Source organism: Terrabacter sp. Soil811, assembly GCF_001429655.1.
In the GTDB taxonomy this organism is placed as follows: Bacteria; Actinomycetota; Actinomycetes; order Actinomycetales; family Dermatophilaceae; genus Terrabacter.
Window position 1 is genome coordinate 342,109 of the sequence record NZ_LMSX01000010.1, and the last position, 19,240, is coordinate 361,348.

At 71.8% G+C, this 19,240-nt stretch carries 14 protein-coding genes; 4 read left to right on the forward strand and 10 right to left on the reverse strand.

The features are described 5' to 3' along the window. Window positions 1-10 precede the first annotated feature (10 nt). Entirely contained in the window at window positions 11-664 is a 654-nt protein-coding gene (locus ASH01_RS18945) for a PadR family transcriptional regulator (RefSeq protein ID WP_056779632.1), read from the forward strand. A gap of 3 nt (window positions 665-667) precedes the next feature. Next, complete coding sequence (locus tag ASH01_RS18950) at window positions 668-1,759, forward strand: inositol-3-phosphate synthase (RefSeq protein ID WP_056779634.1); 1,092 nt, start codon at window positions 668-670, stop codon at window positions 1,757-1,759. Between the two features lie 81 nt (window positions 1,760-1,840). Here ASH01_RS18950 and ASH01_RS18955 read toward each other — a convergent pair whose 3' ends face one another. After that, complete coding sequence (locus ASH01_RS18955; RefSeq protein WP_056779637.1) at window positions 1,841-2,239, reverse strand: hypothetical protein; 399 nt, start codon at window positions 2,237-2,239, stop codon at window positions 1,841-1,843. Window positions 2,240-2,419: 180 nt separating this feature from the next. After that, window positions 2,420-3,139: a DedA family protein gene (locus ASH01_RS18960; RefSeq protein ID WP_056779641.1), complete on the reverse strand. Its 720-nt coding sequence runs from the start codon at window positions 3,137-3,139 to the stop codon at window positions 2,420-2,422. A 176-nt stretch (window positions 3,140-3,315) separates the two neighbouring features. On the opposite strand from ASH01_RS18960, the gene ASH01_RS18965 reads away from it, so the two are divergent. Next, entirely contained in the window at window positions 3,316-3,954 is a 639-nt protein-coding gene (locus tag ASH01_RS18965) for a peroxiredoxin (RefSeq protein WP_056779644.1), read from the forward strand. Window positions 3,955-4,034: 80 nt separating this feature from the next. On the opposite strand, the gene ASH01_RS18970 is transcribed toward ASH01_RS18965, so the two are convergent. Next, window positions 4,035-5,546 (reverse strand): S8 family serine peptidase, encoded by a 1,512-nt coding sequence (locus tag ASH01_RS18970; protein ID WP_056779647.1) that lies wholly within the window; start codon window positions 5,544-5,546, stop codon window positions 4,035-4,037. Window positions 5,547-5,722: 176 nt separating this feature from the next. Between ASH01_RS18970 and ASH01_RS18975 the strand changes: the two genes are divergently transcribed. After that, on the forward strand, window positions 5,723-8,359 hold the full coding sequence (locus ASH01_RS18975) for a CHAT domain-containing protein (protein WP_056779650.1): 2,637 nt from the start codon (window positions 5,723-5,725) through the stop codon (window positions 8,357-8,359). A gap of 9 nt (window positions 8,360-8,368) precedes the next feature. On the opposite strand, the gene ASH01_RS18980 is transcribed toward ASH01_RS18975, so the two are convergent. The 7 genes from ASH01_RS18980 to ASH01_RS19010 all read right to left on the reverse strand — a co-directional run bounded on the left by ASH01_RS18980 (window position 8,369) and on the right by ASH01_RS19010 (window position 19,222). Beyond that, on the reverse strand, window positions 8,369-8,854 hold the full coding sequence (locus ASH01_RS18980; RefSeq protein ID WP_056779653.1) for a hypothetical protein: 486 nt from the start codon (window positions 8,852-8,854) through the stop codon (window positions 8,369-8,371). Next, a complete protein-coding gene (locus tag ASH01_RS18985; RefSeq protein ID WP_056779656.1) occupies window positions 8,854-9,438 on the reverse strand; it encodes an RNA polymerase sigma factor in 585 nt (194 codons plus the stop codon). Before ASH01_RS18985 ends, ASH01_RS18980 begins: the two co-directional genes overlap by 1 nt. Window positions 9,439-9,626: 188 nt before the next feature. Next, on the reverse strand, window positions 9,627-9,902 hold the full coding sequence (locus ASH01_RS18990) for a WXG100 family type VII secretion target (protein ID WP_156022898.1): 276 nt from the start codon (window positions 9,900-9,902) through the stop codon (window positions 9,627-9,629). 54 nt (window positions 9,903-9,956) lie between these two features. Next, the gene (locus ASH01_RS18995; RefSeq protein ID WP_082619987.1) at window positions 9,957-10,232 is read right to left on the reverse strand and encodes a WXG100 family type VII secretion target; all 276 of its coding nucleotides are present in this window, start codon (window positions 10,230-10,232) and stop codon (window positions 9,957-9,959) included. Between the two features lie 355 nt (window positions 10,233-10,587). Further along, window positions 10,588-14,988 carry an FtsK/SpoIIIE domain-containing protein gene (locus ASH01_RS19000; protein WP_056779660.1) on the reverse strand — a complete coding sequence of 1,467 codons (4,401 nt, stop codon included), beginning with the start codon at window positions 14,986-14,988 and terminating at the stop codon, window positions 10,588-10,590. Beyond that, a complete protein-coding gene (locus ASH01_RS19005) occupies window positions 14,985-17,750 on the reverse strand; it encodes a transglutaminase domain-containing protein (protein WP_056779663.1) in 2,766 nt (921 codons plus the stop codon). The genes ASH01_RS19000 and ASH01_RS19005 overlap by 4 nt, the downstream gene beginning before the upstream one ends. Next, window positions 17,747-19,222, reverse strand: a complete 1,476-nt coding sequence (locus tag ASH01_RS19010) for a DUF58 domain-containing protein (protein WP_056779666.1) — start codon at window positions 19,220-19,222, stop codon at window positions 17,747-17,749. Before ASH01_RS19010 ends, ASH01_RS19005 begins: the two co-directional genes overlap by 4 nt. Window positions 19,223-19,240: the final 18 nt, after the last annotated feature.

Consider the following 19,240-nt stretch of genomic DNA (forward strand, 5'->3'; position numbering starts at 1 on the left):
CCGTAGTCACGTGCCGAAGTCCGAACGTCCTCAGAGCCGCCGCGCTGCGCTGCTCGAGTTCGCGGTCCTCGGCCTGCTCCACGACGGCCCGCTGCACGGCTACGAGCTGCGCAAGCGCCTCACCACCGCGCTCGGCATCTTCCGGGCGCTGTCCTACGGCTCGCTCTACCCGGCGCTGCGCCACCTCGTCGACTCGGGCTGGATCCACGAGACGACCGAGGCGGCGACGGGCAGCAGCAAGCGGCCCCGGATCACCTACGAGCTGACCGCCGACGGCAAGGAGCACTTCCAGGACCTCGTCGCGGCCAGCGGCCCCGACGCCTGGGACGACGACGACTTCGACGTCCGGTTCGCCTTCTTCTCGCGCACCGAGGCGCAGGTGCGCCTGCGCATCCTCGAGGGCCGGCGCTCCCGGCTCGAGGAGCGGCTCGCGAACATCCGCGACGCCTCCCAGGCCCGCCGCGAGCGGATGGACAGCTACACCCTGGCCCTCCAGCAGCACGGCGAGGAGCGCGCCGAGCGCGAGGTGCGCTGGCTCGAGGAGCTCATCGTCGCCGAACGCCGCGCGGCCCTCGACCCGGGCCCGGCGGCCTACGACGAGCCCGGCCTGGCCACCACAGACATCACCACCCCCCAGAGCACGACCACCAACAACAAGGAGTGATCCATGGGATCCGTACGCGTCGCCATCGTCGGCGTCGGCAACTGCGCGAGCTCGCTCGTGCAGGGCGTCGAGTACTACAAGGACGCTGACGCCACCACCGGCGTCCCCGGCCTCATGCACGTCAAGTTCGGCGAGTACCACGTCTCTGACGTCGAGTTCGTCGCCGCCTTCGACGTCGACGACAAGAAGGTCGGCAAGGACCTCTCCGAGGCCATCAACGCCTCCGAGAACAACACCATCAAGATCGCCGACGTCCCCACCACGGGTGTCGAGGTCCAGCGCGGCCACACGCTCGACGGTCTCGGCAAGTACTACCGCCAGACGATCGACGAGTCCGGCGCCGAGCCGGTCGACGTCGTGCAGATCCTCAAGGACCGCAAGGTCGACGTCCTCGTCTCCTACCTCCCGGTGGGCTCCGAGCAGGCCGACAAGTTCTACGCCCAGTGCGCCATCGACGCGAAGGTCGCCTTCGTCAACGCGCTCCCGGTCTTCATCGCCTCCGACCCCGAGTGGGCCGCGAAGTTCGAGGCCGCCGGCGTGCCGATCATCGGTGACGACATCAAGAGCCAGGTCGGCGCGACCATCACGCACCGCGTCATGGCCAAGCTCTTCGAGGACCGCGGCGTCGTGCTCGACCGGACGTACCAGCTCAACGTCGGCGGCAACATGGACTTCAAGAACATGCTCGAGCGCGAGCGCCTCGAGTCCAAGAAGGTCTCCAAGACCCAGGCCGTCACGAGCAACCTCACCGGTCCGCTCTCGGGTCTCGTCGACAGCAAGAACGTCCACATCGGCCCGTCCGACTACGTCGCGTGGCTCGACGACCGCAAGTGGGCCTATGTCCGCCTCGAGGGTCGCGCCTTCGGCGACGTGCCGCTGAACCTCGAGTACAAGCTCGAGGTGTGGGACTCCCCCAACTCGGCCGGCATCATCATCGACGCCATCCGTGCGGCGAAGATCGCCAAGGACCGTGGCATCGGCGGCGCCCTGCTGTCCGCCTCGTCCTACCTCATGAAGTCCCCGCCGGAGCAGCGTCCGGACGACCTCGGTCGCGCCAAGCTCGAGGCCTTCATCGCAGGCACCGAGGAGCGCTGACCCAACCGGTCAGTCCCGAGCCCGTATGCCATGAGGCCCCTCCCAGCCGGGAGGGGCCTCATGGCTGTCGCTCCTCGAGGGTCACTCCTGGCGCCGGACGCGGCTGGACTGGATGACTGCCGTGACTCCCAGGGCCACGAGCACCAGGGCCGGCAGCAGCGCCGGTGACCGCCAGGGCGTGAACTGCGGGTACGAGGCGACGGCGACGGCGGCACTGACGGCGCACACCAGCCCGGCGAGCACCTCGAGGAGGCCGAGCGCGCGCGAGAGGCCGGCGGCTCGGTGCGGGTGGTGGGGCGTGGAGCGAACGACGTTGACCGCGACCGCACCGAAGACCAGAGCGACGCCGCAGACCGCCACGCCGATGGGGGTGTAGAGCGTCTCCAGCTCGGCACCAGACCGCGTGCCAGCCACGACGAGGACGATCCCCGTGCCCAGTGCCGCCGTGGCGACGACGACGTGCCCCACCGCGATGGCCATGGCCTGAGCGGACGGTGCACGCCTGCGTGAACCGAGGTGCGTGGAGGTTGTCATGCTCCAGCACAGCACCGATCCGGCCGCTGCGGACGAGTATGTCGACTCAGTCGGAGCCGGTGACCAGGGCGCAGCGCTCGGGTCGCGGTGGAGACGAAGGCCGAGGAGCGACCCCGACGTGCGCGCTCAGCCCGCTGACGGCATACGCGAGGGGTTCTCGCCGCCCTCCGCGTCGGCACCTTCGGCAACCCCCGCACCCTCGGCACCCCCTGCGCCCTCGGCGCCCTCGGTGCCCTCGGCACGGTGGCGGCGCACCTGCCAGACGACGAGGGCCACCACGACGACGACACCCACGGCGACGGCGGCGCCGCGCCCGAGCCACGTCTCGACCCGGGCGTAGGAGCGGCCCGCGAGGTAGCCGGCCGTGACGACGACGCTCCCCCAGGCGATGCCGCCGGCGGCGTTCCAGACGAGGAAGGTCGGGTAGTGCATCTTCGACATCCCGGCCAGGGCCGGCATGACGGCGCGCAGGAACGCGGTCCAGCGGCCGAGGAAGACGGCGGCACCGCCGCGGCGGCCGAGGAAGCCCTGCGCCTGGTCGATGCGCCCGCGGTGCCGGTCGAAGGCGCGCAGGGCCACGACCCGGCCACCGAGATGACGGCCGACCTCGAAACCGACCGTGTCGCCGACGATCGCGGCCACGACGACGACGACGAGGACCGCGGCGAGCGGCACGTGCCCGAGCGAGGCGGCCACGCCACCGAGGATGGCGACGGTCTCACCGGGCACGACGAAGCCGACGAAGAGCGCGTCCTCGACGAAGACGATCCCACCGACGACGAGGAGCACGAGCCACACCGGTGCGTGGAGGACCTGGGTGGTGATGGTGTCGAGCAGGGCGCTCACGTCGGGGGCTCCTATGGGTGGCGACAGATTCCACGCGCAGTCTCGGTGAGTCGGCTGGGAGTCCACTGGATGCGCGTCACAACATTTGGACACCCATAACGTGATGCATGGTTCTGTGGTCAGAATGGCACGCAGACCGGGGCGCGCCGTGCGCCCGACCGCGAGAGGACGAGCCAATGGCAACACCGCGACTGGGCGAGATCGCCCCCGACTTCGAGGCCACGACGACCGAGGGCCCGATCCGCTTCCACGACTGGAAGGACGCCAGCTGGGCCGTCCTCTTCAGCCACCCGGCCGACTTCACGCCGGTCTGCACCACCGAGCTCGGCCGCGTCGCCGCCCTCGACGACGAGTGGAACAAGCGCGGCGTCAAGGTGCTCGCCGTCTCGGTCGACCCGATCGAGCAGCACGAGGAGTGGAAGGGCGACATCGAGGAGGTCAGCGGTGCGACGGTCGGCTACCCGATCATCGCCGACGACTCCCGCCAGGTCTCCGAGCTCTACGACATGATCCACCCCGGCGAGGGCGACACCTCGGGCGTGCGCTCCGTCTTCATCATCGACCCGGCCAACAAGGTCCGCCTGTCGCTGACCTACCCCAAGAGCGTCGGCCGCAACTTCGACGAGATCCTCCGCGCCGTCGACGCGCTCCAGCTCACCGACAGCGGCCCGTTCTCCACGCCGGCCGACTGGCGCGAGGGCCAGAAGGTCATCGTGGCCCCGACCGTGTCGACCGCCGACGCCCGCGAGCGCTTCGGTGCCGACGCCGTCGACGAGGTCAAGCCCTACCTTCGCTTCACGACGGCTCCGGCCTGAGCGGCGAGGGAGCGCCCGGGGTCACGTCCGCACCAACGTGACCCCGTGCGTCCTGCTGTCTGCACTTCCGGTCAGGGAGTTCAGCCGGCCGGCGGGTTGACGCCCCGGTCGGCATCACCGGGGCGCAGCGTGGCGAGGCCGTAGGGTGCCTGCGTTGCTGCGACGGCGCTCAGCGCCTCCCACGCCTGCCGGGGACTCTCTCCCGTCCACGACATGCGAGACGCGACGAGCCCGGCGACGAGCGGCGTCGCGAAGGACGTCCCGCTCCATTCGGCCAGTCCCGTCGTGAACTGGACCGTCTCGTCGGTCCGCGGGGACTCCTTGTACGTGTACGGCCCGTCGGGATAGGCGTTGACGACCTTCGAGCCGCGGGCGTAGACGTCGACCCACGTCCCCCGGTTGCTGTACTTCGCGAGTCGCCCCTGCTTCTTGAGAGCGCCGACGGCCACCTTGCACCGCGGGTCGTGGGTGTGCGGCAGCCGGATGCTGGCCGGCTCGAACGGCCCCTGCGTGCCGTCGTTGCCGGCCGCGCACACGAGCAGGGTCTTCGTCGGCTCGAGCGTGGCGACGAACTGCCGGAGCGCGAAGGCGGGTTCGGTCGAGGCCGCTGCCCGCCGCCGTCCGGCCGGCGGCTCCGCAACCGGGGTCGTGCCGCTCGCGCCTCCCGTGCCCGCCGACATGCTGATGATGTCCGGCTCCGTCTCGAGCACCCGCTGGAGGATCGGAGCGAGCTCGCTCTCGATCTGGCCGTACGTCGTCGGACCCCAGGCGTGCAGGGTCACCTGCGCGGCCGGCGCCATGGCGCGGACCACGCCCGCGACGAAGATCCCGTGGCCGCGGTAGTGCCCGTGCTCCACGGCTTGGACCGTCGTACCCGGGCGAGCGGTCTCGAGCTCGTCGTGGGTGATCCCGTCGAGCCAGGACCACCGGACGTCGCGCGCGGGGGTCGGTTCGACGTCCCGGTCCGTCGCGGCGAGCGGCCAGCCCGAGTCGATGACCGCGACCCGCACGCCCTGCCCCAGGGTGGCATCCGGGCGCAGGGCGGGGTCGGGACCGGTTGACGCCGGGACCGGCTCGGTCGCCGGGCAGCCGCTGTTGGACGTGAGGTGGACGACGCGGTCGAAGCCCGCGAGGTCGGCGCGGCCCGTCGCCGCCTCGATGGCGAGCAGCGCGGTCTCGGCCGGGGTCCCGGAGACGTCGTCCCCGGCCCACGGCTGACCCGGGGGCAGCGGCAGCACCCGGAGCCAGCCGACGGGCGGGGGTACGCGCCCGTCGTCGGCGTCGGACGGTGCCAGGCTGAGCCCCCCGAGCGCCTCGGAGATGCGGGCGAGGTCGTCGTCGTCGGTGCTGACGAGGATGGTGTCGGCGCGGTAGAGGAACTCGGTCGTCTCGAGGTTGTCAGGATCGGGGTAGGCGGTCACCAGGGCGGCATCGCCTCGTCCCTCGGCCTGAAGCGATGCGTTCAGCCCCTGGATCATGAGGCGCAGCTGGTCGGTGTAGCGGGCCTGCTGGGCCGGGTTGGGCAGTGCAGGTCGCCACCATCGAACGTCCGGCGCGTCGGGGGTGGGGCTGCCATCATCGTTGTTGGACATCGTCAACCTCCTGGCTGGTGTGGGGGTGGTTCATGAAGCCAGACGCACAACCCCTGCGCTCGGATACACGACCTCGCGCGCGCAGCGCTCCGCGTCGTCCACGAGACCCCCGCCCGACCGGCACCGAACTCGTGGACTCACTGCTCCCTCTTGCACTATCCCAGCCCGCTCGGGCTATGGACCTCGCCTCACGCATCCTTTCCGACTCGACCGACCCCCACGACCGGTCCGTCGCACACCAGACATCGGCGATCGTGCTCCGGGACAGTGGGCGGACCGACGAGGCCGTGGCCCACGGGTTCGCCGCCCTGCGCAACGCTCGACGCGTCGACGCCACCCGCCAGGCGGACGTCCTCGGGACCCTGGGGATCGTGCTGGCCTTCGCGGGACGCACCAGGGACGGGCTGCTCCGCTTCGACGAGGCCGTGCCACTGACGCCTCCAGCCATGCTGCCGCGCCTGCTCCATCGCCGGGCACACGTGCTGCACATGCTCGCCCGCAACGCCGAGGCGCTCGAGGACCTCGACCGCGCGATCGCCGGGAGCCGCCGCCTCGGAGACGACCTGTGGGAGGGACGCTCGCTCAACACGAGGTGCGACGTCCACCTGGCCCTGGGTCACGCCGACGCCGCGGAGGCCGACGCGCGTCGAGCCGAGGTGCTGCTCGACCGGGTGGGGCAGGAGTTCGAGGCGGTCCAGGCCGTGCACAACCGCGGACTCGCAGCCAATCTCCGAGGAGACGTCCCGACGGCCCTGCGACTGCTCGACGAGGCATCGGTCCGCGCTCACCGCCTGGGCAACGAACGGCACGACCTCGTCATCGAGCGGACCCAGGTCCTGCTCGGGGCAGGGCTCATCGACGAGGTGCGACACCTCTGCGCAGTCACGCTCCCGGGCACGGTCGGCGCGCCTGTGCGACGCGCCGAGCTGCTCCTCACGGACGCGCAGGCGGCCCTCGCCCAAGCCGACCTCGCCGCCGCGGAGGCGAGTGCGGCGGATGCCCAGCGGCTCTTCCGGTCGCAACGCCGCCCGGGGTGGGCCGACCGCGCCCGGCTGTTGCGGCTGCGTGCCGCGTACGTCTCCGTGCGACCCGAGCTGCGACCCTGGATGGTCGACGGCGAGGGGGCTGCCCCGCCTCCCGTCCCGGGTCGTTCGGCGACGGACCTGCTCGCCGAGGCCACCTCGCTCGTCGGATCGATGCAGGCCCGGCACGCGGTCGAGCTGCCCGTCGCGCTCGTGCTGCTCGGCCGGATCGCACACGACGCGGGCCGCGACGACACCGCGCGCCTGGCTCTGAGCGATGCTGCGCGAACGCGCTGGACCGGGCCGCCACTGGGGCGGGCGGCAGGTTGGCTCGCCGGCGCTTTGCTCGCCCAGCAGCTCGGCGACCGACGCGCGCTCCTGCTGGCCTGCCGGCACGGTCTCGACGCGGTCGACGAGCACCGCAACCTGCTCGGGGACGTCGAGCTGCGGGCTCTGGCCAGCGGGCACGGCATCGAGTTCACCCGGCTCGCCGTGGACGCCGCAGTGCGTGCGCGTCGGCCTCGTCGGCTGCTGTGGTGGGCCGAGCGCTGGCGGGCCATGGCCCTGGACGCGCCCCGCGCGAGCGTCACCGACCCGCTGCTCGTCGGTGACCTCGCGGCGCTCCGCGACGTGACGCGCCGTCTCGACGCCGTGGGCGCCGACGACCCCGGGTCGGTCGCCCTGACCCGGGACCGGGCCCGAATCGAGGCCGCCATCCGCCGCACCCACCGCCACCTCCGGTCCGGGGACGGCACGCCGCAGAAGGAGCCAGCAGATCGCCGCAGTTCCGACCGCACGGTTGGTGCCGACGGCGGGCCCCAGCTCGACCTCGACGCCGTGTTCGAGACCGTGGCCGACGAGGGTGCCGTCGTCAGCATCGTCCGCGACGGCGACACCCTGCACCGCCTCACCGTCCACCGAGGGGTCGTGCGGCACGTCGTCGTCGGTTCGTCTGTCCGGGCCGGGAGGGAAGCTGACTTCGCGCGACTCGCGTTGCGTCGCGCTGCTCTCGGTCGCCGGGTCGAGCTCGCCGCTGCGGGACGGCTGCTCCAGTCGGCTCTGCTGGGCGACGGTGCCGACCTGCCGGAGGGGTGTCGTCGCGTCGTCGTCGTGCCGCCCGCCGACCTGCTCACAGCGCCGTGGGGACTCCTCCCGTGCTTCGCCGACCGGCACCTCAGTGTCAGTCCGTCCATCGCCCAGTGGCTTCGGGCGACCCGGCGACTCGGCAGGGGAGCGGGTTCGCACGTGGCTCTCGTGACCGGGCCCGGCCTCAGCACCCGGGAGGCGGAGGTTGCGAGCCTGAGCCGGATCCACCGCCACGCCAAGGTGCTTCGTCCCGAGGACGCGACGGCAACGGCCGCTCTCGAAGCCGTCGACGGAGCGTCACTGGCCCACATCGCGGCTCACGGGACGTTCCGTGGCGACGCCCCGCTCTTCTCCGCCCTCCACCTGGCCGACGGACCGCTCACCGTCCACGACCTGCTGGGCCTGCACCGCTCGCCGGGTGCCATCGTCCTGTCCGCGTGCGACTCCGGAGGCGCGGCGCCCATCGGTCCGTTCGAAGCCCTCGGCCTCGTCTCGAGCCTGCTCGGGATGGGCACGGCGACCGTCCTCGCCAGCGTCGTCCCCGTCAACGACGCGGCCTGCCTCGGCGTGATGCGCGACGTCCACACCGCCGTGGCGAGAGACAGCAGCACGCTTTCCGAAGGGTGGCTGGCCGCACGTCGCGGTGCGCTGGGTGATGACCTCGCACTGGCGACCGCGGCCTCGTTCACGGCGTGGGGAGCGTGAGGCTAACCATCAACCCACGTCGAACCACGGCGTCACCAGCAGTCGGCTCCCGGCTCGCTCGAGGACGATGCGGGCGAGTCCGAGAGGCACGCGTTCGACGGTGAAACGTCCGCCGTCGAGGTCGACCGTGGTCGACGAGGACGTCGTCTCGACGCTGACGTGGGCTCCGGAGAGATCGACCCCGGAACCGTCGTCGACGATGCCGACCGCCCGCGCGAACTCGCCCCGCACGGTCACCTCGACCTCGATCGAGACCTCGCCGTGCTCGAACACGTGCAGCCGGCTCGAGCCCTGCTCGTCGGGCACGGCCCGGAGCTCGGCACCCGAGACCGCCTCGTCGGCCATGGTCATGACGACGGCGTCGGCGTGGCGCAGCTCGAAGGCGGCCCGGCCGAGCTCGATGACGGCATCGGGCACGGGGTCGACGACCGCCGCGATCCGTCCCAGACGGTCGAGGAGCTCGAGGTCGTCCGGGTGCAGCTCCTGGTCAGACATCAGGGCCTCCCCCTCGGGTCGAAGACGTAGCCGGAGGCGCCGATGAGGTCGCGCAGCTTGTCGAGGCACCGCATCCGGGTCGGCCCGATCGAGCCGACCGACATCCCGAGCGCGTCCGAGATGGAACGGTAGTTCGGGCGGTCGCTCGCCATGAGGGCCCGGAGAAGCACCTGACAGCGCTCGGGCAGGTGGCAGAAGCACGTCCAGAGCTCGCCGTCGCGCTCGTCGTCGAGCAGTGCGGCGTCGAGCGCCAGCACCTGGTCGTCGACGACACGCGTCGCGAGGTCGTCGTCGCGCACGAGGTGCTCGCGGCCTCTCTTGCGCAGGACGGCGAGGCACTCGTAGCGAGCCGTCGTCGAAAGCCAGCCCGCCAGGGCTTCGGGCTGCGCGATGGTGTCGAGGTGGTCGAGGAGCTTGAGCCACGTGTTCTGCACGACGTCGGCGGCGTCCTCCTGTCGGAGCCGGTGGCCGCGCGCGACGCCCCACAGCAGTGACGAGAAGCGCTCGACGACGGTGTTCCACGCGGCGGCGTCTCCCTGCGAGGCGCGGGCGACCAGCTCGGTGAGTTCACCAGGTTCGCCCATGCGTCGCCCCTCCTCTGGGTGCTCAGTCTAGGTCTCACACCGGGCAGACGCGGCTGTCAAGCGAATTGATACGTCCCAGGGGGCACGCGTGGCCCGGGCATGCGAAAGGGTGGCCGCTCCTCCCCTGTCCGGGAGCGACCACCCTTCGCGTCGGGTGCTGCGGAGCCGTGCTCACGCGGCAGCCGGGCTCACTTCGACGACGTCTGCTTCTGCGACTCGGCGTTGGTCTTGCACTTCTTGCCCATGGCGTCGAGCTTGTCGCCGGCGGCCGAGACGACCTGGCGCTGGCCGTGCCAGTCGCTCTGGAAGCGGTCGGCGTCGGTGCCGCCCCAGTTGCCCTTGATCGTGGAGACGGCGCCGTTGACGGCCTCGACGATGCCGTCGAGCTCGCCCTTGTAGCCGACGAGCTTGTCACCGGACGCGGACACCGCGTCGGCGTTCATACCCTTCTTGTAAACAGCCATGTCAGTTCCCCTTCAGGAGTGAAGCGTGTGTAGGTCGTGGTGAGATGAGGTGGATCAGTACTGCGACGAGGTGCTGCGCTGCTGCTGGACCTCGTGATCGATCGTCGACTTCATCTCGGTGAGCAGCTTCTGGGCCCTCTGGAGCTCGGGACGGTGCGTGCCGGTCCACTCCTGCTCGAACTGCTTGGAGTCGTCACCCTGCCAGTTCTGCTTCAGGGACTCGACCTCCTGGTCGACCTTCGTGATGAGCTTCTGGATGGCCTCCGCCTGCTGCTGCAGGACGTTGCCCTGAGCGTTGACCTCATCGTCGTTCATTCCGAGCCAAGCCATGACCTTCTCCTTTGCCTGTGTTCCCCCGACTGATTCGGGAAGTTCTCTTCCGGACCAACCGTGCAGGCCCGCGCTGTGCCAACTCCTCGACGTCCGCTGGGCCCTTCGGGCAGTTCGTCCCGATGGGCGGCATTCGTCGACATGCAGAAACCTATGTCAGCCCTCGGGGGGTGTCGATGGGGAGCACTCCCCATGATTCGTGACCCTGTCGGGCACCGATGGCGTATGCCGTGTCGTGGCGCGAGTTCGCCTGTGCCCCAAAGCGTCTCCCCCGCAACACACCGTGAAGGTCGCAACTCACCGGCATCCGATCCCGGTGTGTCGTGACCTACTCGGTGTGTTGCGGGGGGAAGGGTCACGGGCGGGCCACCTGGAGCAGCTCGAACTTGCCCTTCTCGATGATGAAACCGCGGCCCGGGGGGAGCTCTGCCCGGTTGAGGGCGGGGAGGTTGGCCTTGAAGACGGAGAGCCCCTCGTTGCCGTCGGGGTGCAGGGCGAGGCCGGAGCGCGACGTCTTGAGCAGGGCCTGGAGGCCGAAGTTGCTGCTGAAGAACGCTGCCTCACCCTCGGCGACGACGAGCTGGTCGTTGTCGACGCAGGCCTTGGCGAGGGTCGTCAGGGCGTTCTCGGCGCCCGACGGCGCGAGGTCGTCGATGCGCTCGACGAAGACGGCGATCGGCCTCGTGACGCGCCCCTCCTCGATCTCGGCAGCGAGCCGGCTCGCGAGCGCCGACGTGGCCTCGCCGCCGACGGCGGTCTCGGCCCAGATGCCGAGGTCGAGCAGCTCCGAGGTGCGGCGCGGGGTCATGAGGTAGAGCGCCGAGCCGGAGCTGAACCGGAAGAGGCCGGCGGCGGTCGTCGCGACGGCGGTCGTGCGTCCCGACCCGGACGGGCCGGTGATGATGAACGTGCCCTTCGGGTCGAAGCCGATCGGCTCGAGCGTCGAGGACGCGACCCCGACGACGGGACGCCCGCCGAACTCCGACGGGAGGTCGCCGAGGGGGATGACCTCGGCGAGGCTCTCGATCGGCGGGGCCTGGCTGACGCCGGCCTTGCGGGTCGCGTCGGCGAAGGCCTCGATCGCGGCGGCCTGCACGGTGACGTCGGACGAGCCGCCGAGCACCGCGACCTGCACCTCGGATCCGGACATGAGCCCGCGCCCCGGGGGTGAGGCCATCGTCAGGACGTCACCCGGCACGCCGAAGACGGAGTAGTCGTCGACGTTGCTCATGCGCAGGATGATCCGGCCCTGCACGGCCGCGGCGAGGTTCGTCGGCAGGCCGGTGCGCTGGTCGGACGCGATGATGAAGTGGACCCCGACCGGTCGGCCGTCCGCGGCGAGGCCGGCGAGCAGGTCGAGCCACTGGAAGCGGCCGCCGACCTCGTAGGCCTGGCGGAACGCCGTCATGTTGTCGATGAGGACGATGACGCGTGGCTCGTCGGGGCGGCCGGCGAGGCGGCGGTAGTCGGTGATCGTCGCGGCACTGACGGCCGAGTAGCGCGAGGCGCGCTCGTCGATCGTGGACCGGAGCGTGCGGAGGAGGCGGATGACGCGCTCGTGGTCGCCGCCGGGAATGATCGAGCCGACGTGCGGCAGGGCCTCGAGCATCGCGAGACCACGGTTGCCGAAGTCGAGGCCGTAGACGTGGCAGGGACCGCCGCGCACCGTGTAGCCGGCCGCGACCGCCATCGAGCGGAGGAAGACGGACTTGCCGGAGCCCGACGTGCCGTAGATCGCGATGTTGCCCTCCTTGTCGGGGCGGAACGCGATCTCGGGCTGGGCCTGGTTGTCGGGGTCGTCGGCGACGCCGAAGACGAGCTCGTCGTCGCGGCGCTGCGTCGGGAGGGTCGCGAGGTCGTAGACCGAGCGCATGTCCGGCAGCCACGGCTTGCGCGGCCTGGGCAGCTCGGCCACGCGGGCGGCCCGACCGAGCGTGCTGACGAGACGTTGGATGTCGGTGGGCCCGAGGTCCGCGGCGTCGTCGGCGCCCTCGACGCGCGGCGGCTCCCACTCGACGCCTCGGCCGAAGGTGAGCGTCTCGACCTTCATGTCGGGGGGCGGCGGGACGTCGGAGGTCCACCCACCGGCATACCCCGTCTGGAAGGGGACGAGCCGGCCGGGGCCGGTCTTGGACACGGCACGGCCGGGCAGCGCAGGGTCGAAGAAGGCGGCCTCCTTGGAACCGAGCACGTCGTCGGAGTCGTTCTCGTCGGCCATCCGCAGCGCCATGCGGAGGTTGGTGTTGGCGCGGAGGTTGTCCTTGATGACACCCGCGGGACGCTGCGTCGCGAGGATGAGGTGCAGCCCGAGCGAACGACCGCGCTGCGCGACGTTGACGACGCCGTCGACGAACTCCGGCACCTCCTGGACGAGCGCGGCGAACTCGTCGACGACGAGGATGAGCGACGGCGGTGCGTCCACCTCTCCGCGACGCTCGAGCTCGAGGAGGTCCTTGGCCTTGTGCCGGGCGAGCAGGTGCTCGCGGTAGTGCAGCTCGGCCGCGAGGGAGGCGAGAGCGCGGCGGACGAGGTGCGGCGAGAGGTCGGTGACGAGACCGACGGTGTGCGGCAGCTTGACGCAGTCGCGGAAGGCCGAGCCACCCTTGTAGTCGACGAGCAGGAAGGTGACGCGCTGCGGCGAGTGGGCCGCGGCCATGCCGAGGATCCAGGCCTGGAGCAGCTCGGACTTGCCGGCACCGGTCGTGCCGCCGACGAGGGCGTGCGGGCCGTCGGAGCGGATGTCGACGGAGAAGGTGCCCTGGCTCGACTGGCCGACGATGGCACGCAGGTTGCCGGGCTTGCGGGGCAGCACTGCGGGCGCGTAGGGACCGGTGAGGATCGAGCGCGACTCGCCCCACTTCTCGATGACGGCCTCCTCGGAGCTCGCGAGGTCGGTGCCGGCGAGGGTGAGGAGCGAGACGGCACGCGGCAGGTCGCTCGCGTCGTCGACGGGGACGCCGGCGTCGACGACCGGTGCGAGCTGGCGGGCGCAGGCCATCGCCTCGTCGTAGCCGATGCGGTCGACGGCGACGGGCTGGACCTCCTCGCCGGCGTGGACGTAGCCGGCGAGCGAGCTCTGGTCGTCGCTGACGACGAGGAAGGTGTGGCAGGCCGCCGGGAGCAGCTGCTGGGTCTCGGCGACCCAGAGCACGAGCACGCCCTGGCGGTGGCCGCGCTCAGCGATGGCGACGAGGCGGCTGCGGTCGATGGGCGCGTCGCTCTCGACGAGCACGAGGACGGTCGGGCGCTCGGCGCTGGCCTGCTCACGCTCCTTCGCGGTGCCCTTGGCCTCGATGATGTCCTCGAGGGCGTCGGCGAGCGCCGAGCAGGCCGGGGCGCTGGCAGCGAGGTGGTCGGTGCCGATCGGGCTGTGCGGCGACGTCGTGTGCGGCAGCCACTTGAGGAAGTCCCAGTCGCGGGCCGAGCTGCCCGAGGCGAAGGAGCAGACGGCGAGCTCGGCGGGCGAGTGCAGCGCGGCGGTCTGGAGCACGACCGAGCGCGCTGCGCCGAGGGCGTTGGCGCGCTGGCCGGCGACGCCGATGGCCCCGTCGGCGAGCGGGCTCGCGACGATCGGCACGTCGTGCACGACCTCGAGGCCGTGCAGCTGCTCGGAGACCTCGAGCCAGGCCTCGGCCTTGGAGCGGCCGACGGCCGGCATCTTGATCGCCGAGCGGGACGGACGGGTGCCGAGGCCGAGCCGGAGCTCGGCGTAGCCGTTGCCGTCGCGACGACGGGTCCAGAGCAGGGCGCTCCGGTCGCGCACCGCGGTCAGGCAGTCGACGCCGCTCGGGTGCTCGCCGCGACGGGTGTGGCCCTCGACCTCGAGGGAGCCGCGGATGCGCTGCGAGAGCAGGGCGAGGTCCTCCTTGAAGTCCTCCATCGCCTGCGTGAAGTCCTTCTTCTGCTGGCGGCGGGCCTCGTAGTAGGTGCCCGCCATCATCATCGGCATCATCAGCATGAAGATGATCGAGAAGGCGCTGCGGGTGATGAGGTACATGACGATGCCCATGAGCAGCGGCACGATCATCGCGACGAGCGGCATCGGGTTGGGCTTGCCGCGCTCGGGCAGGTCCGGGACCTGGAACTCCTGGCCGGAGAAGAGCGGCGCCACGCGCGGAGAGCGCGAGAAGGCCACGGTGCCGGCGTCGCCCGACAGCACGCCGCTGCCGGGACGGCTCACGACGCCGTCGCCCTGCAGGTGCACCTCGAGCTCGGTGTCGCCGACCCGCACGACGTCGCCGCTCTTGAGGTGGGCGCGGGTCACCTGCTGCCCGCCGGCGGTGATGCCGTTGGCCGAGCCGAGGTCGACGACCTCGACGACCTCCTGGACCACGAGCTTGGCGTGCTTGCGCGAGACCGACTCGTCGGACAGCTGCACCTCGCAGCCGCGGCCGCGGCCGATGTATGCCGTCCCGCGGGCGAGCGGGAACTCGCGCCCCGCGTCGGGGCCCGAGCGGATGTAGGCGACGGCGGCGGGTCGGCCACGGTCGACGAAGCCCTCGCCGGCGCGGGTCGTCGAGACCCGCATGCCGGACTGGAGGCCGCTCTCGGCGACCGTTGCGCGCGGGTCGAGGCCGCGCATGTCCTGGTCGACGAGGGCCAGCGTCATCGACGTGTCGACGCCGAGCACGGTCGAGCGGTGCGGGTCGGCCGCGGCGAGGTAGGCGGCGAGGTCCCCGACCGTGGTCGCGGAGTCCGTCGTCGCGACGAGGTCGGTCTCACGGTCTCCCGACCGGAGGACGAACTTCAGCTTCACGCGTCACCCTTCGTGCTGTTCGAGGCGTTCGAGGTCGAGCCCGCTCCGCGACGGCTGCCGCCCCGGCGTCCTGCGTCCCCGGTGGTCGGCGCGGTCGTGCCGATCCCGGCCTTGGTTGACTTGCCCCGACGGGTGGGCTGCTGGGGCCGACCCTGGCGACGGGACGTGCGCGTGAGGGCGGGGCCGAGTCCGGCCCCGGTGGGCAGGTGGTCTCGGAAGGTGCGCAGCGACACGTCGCCCCGCAGCTTCTGCCAGAAGCCCTGCCCGCTGCGGATCCGCTTGCGCGCCGTCTCGACGTCGGCCCAGAAGGCCTCGACCTCCTCGGGCGTCGGCTCGGCGACGTCGAAGACGTGGCCGTTGGCGGCGGCCGCGAGCGGCACGAGCGCCAAGTTCGGCGCCGGGGCCCCGTCCGGGGTCGCCCCCGTCTGCGAGGGCTCGCCGGGGCGGAGGGGCTCGGTGCGCCCGGGGTCGGCCGGCTCCGAGACCGAGGAGGTCACGCGGACCGGGGCGCCCATGAGGGCGCCGTCGACGACCGGGCTCGGCTTCTCGGGCGGCGGCCCGAAGACGTGCTCCTCGAGGGCGCGCGCCTGTTCGAGGCGAGTTCCCTTGACCGGCAGCGGCATCCGCAGGTCGCGGGCCGTGTCGACGACCTCGCGCCACCCGCCGCTGACACGGCTCGCCGTCTCGCCGGTCGTGCGCCGTCGACGACGCCGCAGCCACTTGGCGAGTCGGATCGCGCCGTAGACGAGGAGCAGGACGAGCAGCGGCACGGCGACGAAGAAGATGAGCCAGCGCAGCCAGTCGGGCCAGTTGTCGGGGTCGAGCGGGTTCTTGTCGTCCTTGGGCGGGTTCTTCAGCTGCGTCGCGTTCTGCGCCTGGTCGGGACCCTGGAGGACGCTCGGTGGGTTGTTGGCCGCGGGCGGCGGCACCTGGGCGCCGGTCTTCTTCTCCTCGGACTTCTGGATCAGCTGCTGCGGCTTCTTGTTGCGGTCTGGGACGAACTGCTTCCAGTAGATCGGCTGCCACGAGCCGTCTGTCTTGGCGACCTCGACCCAGGCATGGACGTCCTTGCCCTTGATCGCGCCGGTCGCGTCGGGCTCGGCGCCGAGCACGACGCGGGCCGGCACGCCGAGGCGGTTGGCCGCGAGGGCGAGCGCCGACGCGTACTGCTCGTCGTTGCCGGCCAGCTGGGTGGCCTTCATGAACTGGGTCATCCGCCGGAGGCTGTGGCCGGGGAGGAAGACGTTCTGGTAGTCGCCCGGGGCGCCGCCGTCCGTGTAGGCGCCGTCCTGCATGGCCTTGGCCACGGCGACGACCTTCTGCCACTGGCCGTCGACGCGCTCGGTCCACGGCGAGATCTTGTCGTCGATGAAGGTGAGGTTCTGGCTATCGACGACGGTGCCGTCGGCCACGTCGACGTCCTTGGGCAGCTGCGCGTCGACCTTCTGCGCCAGGGCGCTGACGGAGTACGTGTCGCCGGCCTGCAGCTTCTCGGGCAGGACGCCGGTGTCGGTGTCGACGTTGAAGCGCAGGTCGTCGGCGAGCTGGTCCCCCCGGGATCCACCGAAGTCGAGACCCGTGACGGTGCCGAAGGTCGGCAGCCACACGTCGCTGTAGCCACCGGCCGGCACGCCGACGGTCGCGGTGACCGGGTCACCGGCCGCCTCCGCGGCGATGTGGCTGCCGACCTTGCGGAAGCTCGTGCCCTCCGGGTCCTCGCCCGTGCCGCGGTTGGCGATGTTGCCGGCGCCCCACACGAAGTCGTCGTAGGAGTCGAGCGCCGCGATGCGCACCGGGACACCGGCCGGCAGTCCCTTGACCGTGAGCAGCGTCTTGTCGAAGAGCTCGGAGCCGTTGGGCTCGGTGTACTGGCGGAAGCCGGCGAGCGGGGAGGCGTACTGCGTCACGTCGAAGGGCGGCTGGAGGCCCGTGCGGAACACCGTGCGGTCACCGGGATCGGCACCCGGCAGCATCGGACCGACGAAGAAGCCACCCACGGTCGCGACGGCGAGCAGGGCCGCGGTGGTGACCGCGCGCGTCGCACGGCCCGCGCCGTTCTGCAGCGCGGGTCGGTTGCGGTTGCTGCGCAACGCCGTCCACCCGATGGCGACGAGGGCGAAGAGGGCGCCCTGGAGCAGCACGCCTGCCGGCGTCAGCGTGCCGAGCACGATCGACGCGACGAGCAGCACCACCGGTGCGACGAGCGCCGTCACCGCGCCCGTCCACCGGCGCGCGACGCCGTAGGTCAGCGACCCACCGACGAGCGCGAAGAGGAACGGCAGGGCCATGTAGGGGCCCTCGGAGTCGACGGGCGGGAGCGCGGTGAGCAGCTCCTTCCAGCCGGGCACGGCCATGTGCACGAGGGTCGCGAACGTCTCGCCCGACGGGATGAACCCGGCGATGAGGTCCTCGCGGACCGCGAGCGGACCACCGAGGAGGAGGTATGCCGCCGCGACCGCGAGCAGCGTGAGCACCCCGGGTGCCCGGAAGGTCGCGGTCACGTGGGCGACGAGCAGGCCGATGACGAGACCGACCAGGCCGACCCAGAGCCAGCCGAGGCCGAAGAACGTCGTGCGGAATCCGACGAGCGCCAGGCCGACGAGCACGACGGTGAAGCCGGCGTCGACGAGGTGGGCGGTGCTGGGCCGCAGGCGGGCCAGCTGGGCGCGCGCTCGCTCGCCCGCGGTCGGCGGCGTGACCAGCGCGGAGGGCGGCGGGGCCGGGATCGAGCCGGCAGCCCCGGCGGACGTCGGAGAGCTCATCGGGCCACCCCTGAGACGAGAAGTGTGCGGAGGTCCTCGAGCGCGGTGAGCGTGAGGATGACGAGGCCGCCGCCTCGACGGATGCCGTGGTCGGCCTGCGGGTCGAGGACGACGATGACGCGCGTCACCTCGGGCGGGAACTGCCCGGCCGCGCGCTGCAGCTCGATGAACGGCCGGTGCGGACCGGTGACGATGAAGCACGTGCTCGTGTCGGGCGCGAGGTCGGCGGCGTCGAGCGAGGTGGTGAAGAGGTCGACGGGCCCGGGCTCGACCCGGGACATCGCGTCAAGGCCGACCTGCGGCACCGACTTCGTGACCTTCTGCGACCCGCAGACGATGGTGCAGTCCTGCTCGTCGAGCATGACGCGGACCATGATCGAGGAGCCGACCGAGATGGCCGTCTCGACGTCGGCCTGGATCGCCGTCGGCGCGTTCGCCGCCATGACGTCCCGCTCGACGTCGCGGTCGCTCCGGCCGGTCTTGCCGTGACCCGAGCGGTACTGCTCCGGGTCGGGGTCGACGATGATCGTCACGTGCGACCGGCGCGTGTCGAGGAACTGGCGCACGAGGAGCTTGCCGGCCTTGGCCGAGCTGCGCCAGTGGATGTATCGGCGGTCGTCGCCGGGCTGGTACTCGCGCAACGCGTGGAAGGCGAGGTCGCTCATCGACACGTCCTCGGTGGTGCTGCCCTCGAGGTCGCGCAGCAGACCGGCGCCGAGCGACTCGAGCGCGACGGTGCGGGGGTGGACGAAGAGCTCGGTGCGCTCGGTCCACGTCAGGGTGCGGCGCATGAGACCGAGCGGGTCACCCTGGACCGTCGTCGCGGGACCGACCTGGATGACGCCGCGGCGCGACGTCGGCACGACGAAGAGCTCCTCGTGGGCGTTGCCCGGGGTCAGGGCCGGGAGCACGAATCGCGCCGCCGACAGACCCACCGGCAGCTCGACGAGGATCGGCAGCATGGGGGTGCGGGCCTCGTTGGTGACGAGGATGCGCCCGGTCGCGGGGTCGCCGACGACGACGCGGCGCGGGTCGACCTCGGCGAGGATGCGCACCTTGGTGCGACCGAGGGCAAGGACGAAGCAGATCGCGAAGAGGAGCAGGGCCGCCGCGGCCACCATGAGCAGCTCGGTCCAGCCCCAGCGCGCCCCGACGAACCAGCAGACGAGGCCGAGCGCGAGGATCGTCCAGCCGAGCGGTGAGATCCACCGGAGGATGCCGGCGACCGGGCGCCACACGCCCTCGGTCTGACCCGCGACCTGCTCGATGGATCGCGTGATCGGCTGGGTGATCTGACGGATCCCCCGGCTCGTCGTGCCCGGGACGGCGCGCGCCCGACCGCCGGTCGTGGCCGCCGTGGGGGCGGACGCCGCCACGGGCGCACCGGCACGGGCCGGCGCTCCCTTGCGTGACGGCATACGGAAGCGGCCGCCGCGACGCGACGACGTGGCCCCCTGGTCCTGCTGGGTCATGCGGTCCCCTTGGTTGCT